This window comes from Natronococcus jeotgali DSM 18795, from assembly GCF_000337695.1.
Lineage (GTDB): Archaea > Halobacteriota > Halobacteria > Halobacteriales > Natrialbaceae > Natronococcus > Natronococcus jeotgali.
This window is the reverse complement of sequence record NZ_AOIA01000002.1, coordinates 1-5573: the sequence shown is the minus strand read 5'-3', so window position 1 is coordinate 5573 and position 5573 is coordinate 1. Positions and strand designations below refer to the sequence as shown.

The 5573-nt window shown below is 52.3% G+C and carries 4 protein-coding genes and 2 pseudogenes; 1 reads left to right on the top strand and 5 read right to left on the bottom strand.

Annotation, left to right across the window (positions count from 1 at the left end):
* Both C492_RS21885 and C492_RS25030 read right to left on the bottom strand, forming a co-directional pair.
* On the bottom strand, window positions 1–384 hold a 384-nt coding region (locus C492_RS21885), incomplete at its 3' end, for a DUF5518 domain-containing protein (protein WP_083898712.1).
* 2164 nt (window positions 385–2548) lie between these two features.
* Window positions 2549–3456, bottom strand: a pseudogene (locus C492_RS25030) (ABC transporter ATP-binding protein).
* A gap of 359 nt (window positions 3457–3815) precedes the next feature.
* Here C492_RS25030 and C492_RS00015 point away from each other — a divergent pair.
* The gene (locus C492_RS00015) at window positions 3816–4001 is read left to right on the top strand and encodes a hypothetical protein (RefSeq protein ID WP_008419285.1); all 186 of its coding nucleotides are present in this window, start codon (window positions 3816–3818) and stop codon (window positions 3999–4001) included.
* Window positions 4002–4126: 125 nt separating this feature from the next.
* Here the strand turns inward: C492_RS00015 and C492_RS21875 are convergent, their stop codons facing one another.
* The 3 genes and pseudogenes from C492_RS21875 to C492_RS25980 all read right to left on the bottom strand — a co-directional run.
* A complete protein-coding gene (locus C492_RS21875) occupies window positions 4127–4474 on the bottom strand; it encodes a hypothetical protein (RefSeq protein ID WP_083898711.1) in 348 nt (115 codons plus the stop codon).
* 203 nt (window positions 4475–4677) lie between these two features.
* On the bottom strand, window positions 4678–4935 hold the full coding sequence (locus C492_RS24910; protein ID WP_152424761.1) for a hypothetical protein: 258 nt from the start codon (window positions 4933–4935) through the stop codon (window positions 4678–4680).
* Between the two features lie 6 nt (window positions 4936–4941).
* A pseudogene (locus C492_RS25980) lies at window positions 4942–5262 on the bottom strand (DUF7344 domain-containing protein); the annotation flags it as partial.
* Window positions 5263–5573: the final 311 nt, after the last annotated feature.

Below are 5573 nucleotides of genomic sequence, written 5' to 3'. Positions count from 1 at the left end.
GTTTGCCACCCAACCACCGATGCGACCGAATCCGAAACCGAATAGAGGTGCAACGCATGCTACCAGCCCACTGGCGAAGACGGCAAATACGACTCTAGAGAGTGACCATGTTACCGTCATCCCTGTTGTCACAATGAATATGAGCAGTCCGAGGACGCCACCAATAAACCCAGCACGGAGTCCAGCGGCACTCGGGTCTGACGAGCGGATTGCGGCGAGGACTCCTGCAATGAACGCTCCAATTATCATTATACCACCGCCGATAGTCGCCTCCGAATTTGGCAGCTGGTTTAGAATGGTGATGACAGGTAGTGAGGCTAGCGCACCGATAAGCGCGAATCGCCATGCTAGAGGAAAAATGTGGACGTAGGGAGATGACTCCATACTTACTTCTGAATCTTCCAACATTATAAAGTTTCGACTGGTGAAGGAACGGAAAATTTCAATGACTACTCAAGGATTGATATCTTCTCAGACCTACTGGAATATAACTCATAGAAGAAGTAATTGTAACTAACACTGCAAGAAGACTTCTATGACACTCTCGTACAATGAAAGCGAATATCGACCCGGGTAGAGTACCTCATATCTTATCGTTCCCTTATCCCTCTGTGTCGCGCCGGTGGTGGCACCCGTGCTCTCGTGTGCTGTCAGTGCAGTTCGTGGGTCTCGAACCTTCGTATCGCCCCGTGATAGGCGTACCAAGCGACCAATAGTCCACCGAAAACCAGCAGCATACCGAATCCACCCCGGAAGGCAGTAAGTGGAAGACCCTGAATTGTCACTCCAGCGTCGTTCAGCGACGACGAAAGGGTGGTGAGCACTCCGTCGTTGGCGACTAACCCAAGAATGAATCCTGGAACGTAACCGATCCCAGAGAGCGCCAGCCTCACCAACTCCGGCGCTGCGACGAGTCCAACCAGTGCCGCGCCGGGAAGCCACATTGACACAGCGTGAAGTACACCCGCGAGCAACCGCGGTGGTCGTACTCCATCGCTGTTGCCGATGCGGATGGCACTGTAGCGCGGGAACCACATCCCGACTATCGGNGGTGGTCGTACTCCATCGCTGTTGCCGATGCGGATGGCACTGTAGCGCGGGAACCACATCCCGACTATCGGTGCGAGTGTCGCCCCGACAACAGTGAGAAAGCATCCCATCAGTGTCAGCGCTATCGTTGCCAATAGTCCGTATCCTCCGACGAGTGCCGTCACAAGCGTGACGACGGTGACGACAGGCGTGAACAACAAACTTGGGGCGATAAGTCCGCGGACGAACGCCCGACCGGAAACAGCAGTTAGGGTTGTCGGAAGGACGGCACCTTCGTCGCCGAATGGATTGAGACCGAACGCCGCGCTGGCGGTCCACCCCAGCAATACGGCGGCAGCTGGTCCCAATATCGCGAGCGAGCTAGACCCCTGTAGTATCATGTTCACTAATGCTGAGCCACCACCGAACACCGGGATCAACAGGAAGTTTAACCGCTGAGGTTCCCGACGTGCTCGCAACAGGGACCATTCAGCAACGTGACGGGTTGGACCGGTGATGAACGGGACGCCGAGGGGGCTGATGGCCCGCTCAAGGGCTCGCTGATCACCCTCCATGCGGGTGGAGACGGAATTTTTGTCAGTATCAGAAACGCTGATCGACTCGCCAAACCAGAACGAGGTGGCAATACGTTCGGAAAGCCAGCTCCCACCGATGAGCACCACGCTAACCGTGACTACTCCCCCGAGAGCGTGTATCGATGACCAACCAATGGGCGTACCAACCGCCAGCAAGTCTGCGAGCCACCCAGTCGGAATCACTCCGAGTGTGGCTGGACTAATCGAAATAGGCAGTTGCGGGACTTGGAACAAGAAGTAAACGCCGAAAAACAGCATCACAACCGTCCCACCCAGCACGCCCTTATGACGAGCAACGAACGGCACGTTGGCCACAAGCCATGCAGCACAATACCCCAGCAGGCGACCGGCCGTAACCGCGCTGACGACGTACAGACTACCGACCAGCGGGACTGCCAGAAGGGTCAGTGGTGCACTGAAGGCGTACGCCCCGGCAATGGCGAGGAGAAGGCCGACCGGGAACACATACGTCAGCACTCGCAGGCTCTCAGCGACGATGCCTCCGACGACGGCGGTTCTAGGTGAGACGGTCGTCAGCACGAACGCATCGGCGACCGGTTTACTGTGCGCCGCTGTCGTCCGCTGCGCGAGCATGAACGTCCCAAACACCCAGAGCATGGCGAGCGTACCTCTGACAATCCGATTTATCGAGAACTCTGGNGTCGTCCGCTGCGCGAGCATGAACGTCCCAAACACCCAGAGCATGGCGAGCGTACCTCTGACAATCCGATTTATCGAGAACTCTGGATCCATCCCCCGGAGTTCCGGAACGAACAGGGCTGCAACACCCGTTAGCATGAGCGTCATGAAACCAACACCGCCAGCCATCAAGATCAGCCGACCAGTGTCTTCCCGAATCGCCCGGATAGAACGCTGNATAGTCGAACCAGCCCATCCGAATGGCATGCTTGAGCCAGCCCGATTCAGCCATCGGTATTCTCCTCAACGACCCTCTGGTTAGCGGTATCGGCGGCGCTGGCCTCACTGTCCGCCTCTCCTACGGTGCCACGCTCGTCGGTCGTGAGTTCGAGGAAAGCATCCTCCAGCGAGCGTGTCTCACCAGTCTCTGCGCGGCGTTCGAGATCAGCGGGCGAACCTTCAGTGACCAACTCTCCATCGTAGAGGATTCCGACCGTGTCAGCGACCTCTTCAACAACAGGGAGGATATGCGTTGAGAGGAAGACGGTCGTTCCCGCGTTGGCGAGTTCCGTAATCATCCCTCGGAGCGTCCGTGCAGCGCGTGGATCCAGACCGGATGTGGGCTCGTCAAGGAAGACTACACTGGGTTCGTGGAGGACGGCCTGTATGTAGGCGGTTTTCTGCCGCATTCCCTTCGAATAGTCTGCNCGTCAAGGAAGACTACACTGGGTTCGTGGAGGACGGCCTGTATGTAGGCGGTTTTCTGCCGCATTCCCTTCGAATAGTCTGCGATCCGCATGTCAGCATCTGCCGTTAGATCCAGTTTGTTGAGGAGTACATTGATCCGGTCACGTGCCGCTTCCGCGGGGAGATCGCGGAGACCGGCGGCGTATTCGAGCTGTTCGTAGGCTGTCGCGTGGTCGTACAGTGGTGGTTCCTCGGGTAAGTATCCGATGTGAGTACGGAGGCTATCCCGGTCCGTGATCGAGACGCCAGCAACAGAACCGGCTCCCTTGGTTGGCTGTGTAAGCCCGGTTAACATTCGCATCGTCGTGGTTTTCCCTGCACCGTTCGGCCCGAGAAATCCGTAGATCGATCCACTTGGGATAGAAAGATCTAGACCACTGATGGCGGTAGTATCGCCATATCGTTTTGTTAATCCTTTAGCGAAGACGGCAGGTTGATTGTTCACAGGATAGTATTTTCACACGTGCATCATATTCCTTTTTATTATATTTTCAGAAGATAGTGGATAAGACATAGACTGCAGTTATAAACTATCAAGTTTGATAACAAATATAGGTCAAATATGATTTGTGACACTCATCGGACTGATAATGATGGCTCTCAACCATATCTATGCGGGCTCTTTTACCGGACAAAGCAATTGAATATTCTTGTTCCTTGGCCTTGTCTATGCTAACATTGGTGTTGTATACTTCTGAGTCGAGGTCTACTCCACGGCACAGTTGACACACGTAGTTGCCGTTCAGTACAGGTTGAGGAGATAACGAGCACAAGAGTTAGTATCTTTGATAAGATACGGCGCCTATGGACCAGATCGCGGAACGTCTCGAATATCACATCAAGGGTGCATTCATAGTCCTGCTCGTTCTGGCAGCATTCCAATATTGGGAGGGCAACCTCGATATCAGATTTCTAGTTGTAGTGGCAGCTGGTTACGTTGTTCTCAGGATAGCATTTGATATTATTCAAGAGCGATACACAAACCCCTGAATGCCGTTCCATTCGCAGCTCTATGTAGCGCATGTTCGTCTACGAGCGCAACAGTACTCAAGAGTAACAGCCGCTACGTACAGGCCAAGTAGTGAACGGTCGAAGGTTGACCATTCAGGAATCATCTACTGATCAACTTCTTCGTGCACCGACTCACCCTTCCCGGACTTCGATTCCCATTCCCACTCATCTTCAACTCTAATACGACCATCGTCGAGAAGCTCAACGTCGCCGATAGAGTGACCGGTAGCGGTTTCGCTTTCTGTGTTTATTTGGGCGTATCGAATATCCCACTGCTTTCCATCGAAGGTTCCAACCAAATGCCCGTCAACAACAGTTCCACCAGAATAATTCGCATATATTCGTTCGCCGTTCTGCTCGAAGTGAAAAACAGTATCTGCACCCACTTCTCCGCCTTCCTCATTTGCAACGCCAGCAAGTGTCCGTCCATCCAGTGAAATCTCGTCTGTCATACGCTACCCGTGTCAACCCAGTGGATAATACTTCCGGTGTTCCATTCGCACGCTCTATCTACCAGCTGGTTCGTTGAATATCAGAGTGAAAACAATTCTATGGGAGCGATTCTATGACTCGCTCGAAACGAAGCAACAAGAGAAATATTACTTCTATATGCAGTGGACGACGTAGTCTCAACGTCTACTGGCTCGATCATATGCTACAGTCTTGTAACCGCATTCGTTGCGAGAAACAGAGCAATGATAATACCACCAAGAAATTCTCCAGAGATCGGTATCAATCCGAGTGTGACGGCTAAAAGCAGTATCGCACTGAGCCCGGCAGCTACCAAATACCAATTACTGACCATCTGCTTGTCAGAGCCCGGTGTTTCAGAATTGGATTGAGGATTGCTCTTTTCCAAAGGAGAAAGACCAAGATATGGAGCAAAGACATTCAACCGCTCAGTCGGTTCCACACGTCCGTAAGACGAATTGTACCGAATAACGCCTGCCTTGTCAAGTTTTGGGAGGTGTGATTGATAGAGAGGAATATAGATTCGTTGATATTGTACCTGTGTTACGTCGCTAACAGAAGTTTCGTGCTCTACTGCTGCAATATGTTTAGCGAGTTTTGGTAACCCAACTTGGTCTCCCGTTTCAAGCAGATATTGAATTACTTCCCGTCGACGGCTTGTACTCAACAGATGGAATATTTCATTCTTCGATAACGGTTCAAGTCTCGAACAAAGATTAGGATACGCTTCCTCCTCGTTTTGCGGGCGATGATCTGGTTTTGAGCTCATATCAATAAATTGCCGGTTATTTCTTGCTCAATTCATTCCACCAGGATCAAATAAACCGTGTTATAGGATCTGAGTAACAGAGCCGCATCGTCTATTTTACTCTTTGATACCATCTACTGATCACTTTCCTAGATTTAGATCCCGATCACCGCCATCTTGTTACTACGAAAATACAAAAAGGTCTATGTATTGTAACGTACAATCCACTGAACTATGGTACGGATACAACGTAGCATGGTAGCGATTGCAGCTGTATTCCTTGCTGTTGGCATGCTTACCCCGATGGGTGCTGGTGCTGGGGCAGCAGAGCC

Bases quoted from the DNA above. Each gene is read 5' to 3' on its own strand.
- C492_RS00015 (WP_008419285.1), top strand. From the start codon at position 3,816: ATGGACCAGATCGCGGAACGTCTCGAATATCACATCAAGGGTGCATTC.
- C492_RS21875 (WP_083898711.1), bottom strand. From the start codon at position 4,474: ATGACAGACGAGATTTCACTGGATGGACGGACACTTGCTGGCGTTGCA.